The organism is Tardiphaga robiniae (assembly GCF_001618955.1).
GTDB lineage: Bacteria > Pseudomonadota > Alphaproteobacteria > Rhizobiales > Xanthobacteraceae > Tardiphaga > Tardiphaga robiniae_A.
This window is the reverse complement of record NZ_LVYV01000041.1, coordinates 1-529: the sequence shown is the minus strand read 5'-3', so window position 1 is coordinate 529 and position 529 is coordinate 1. Positions and strand designations below refer to the sequence as shown.

Below are 529 nucleotides of genomic sequence, written 5' to 3'. Positions count from 1 at the left end.
AAGCCCTGGCGTGAGCGTGGGGATCCATCCACCAGCATCGATGGCATCGTCACCGCCCTGCGTACCCGGTTCGCAGGCATCGCAGGCGCGACCATGGTCCCCTTCAATCCACCGGCCATCCCGGGCCTCGGTACGACCGGTGGGTTCGATCTGCGTATCCAGGCGCGCAACGGCCAGAGTCAACAGCAATTGGCCGAAACGATCAGGGGAATTGTGGTCGCTGGGACCCAAACGCCGGGCCTCGCTGGCGTATTCAGCACGTTTACGGCAGATATTCCGCAGTTCTATCTCGACGTCGACCGCAAAAAGGCCGAGTTGCTTGGCGTTTCGCCCGGCAGCAACTTCGCGACGATGCAGGCGCATCTGGGATCGTCCTATGTCGATGATTTCAACATCTTCTCCCGCGTGTTTCAGGTGCGCGTGCAAGACGAGCCGGAATTCCGCAGCCGCAGTCAGGACATCGAGCGCTTGCATGTCCGCAGCCAGAGCGGCGATCTCGTCTCCCTTCAGGCTATCGCGACTTTGACCA

At 61.2% G+C, this 529-nt stretch carries 1 protein-coding gene; it reads left to right on the top strand.

What is annotated here, in order from left to right:
- Positions 1–529 (top strand): efflux RND transporter permease subunit (locus A4A58_RS22425; protein ID WP_192855926.1); only part of this gene is annotated, 529 nt, incomplete at both ends.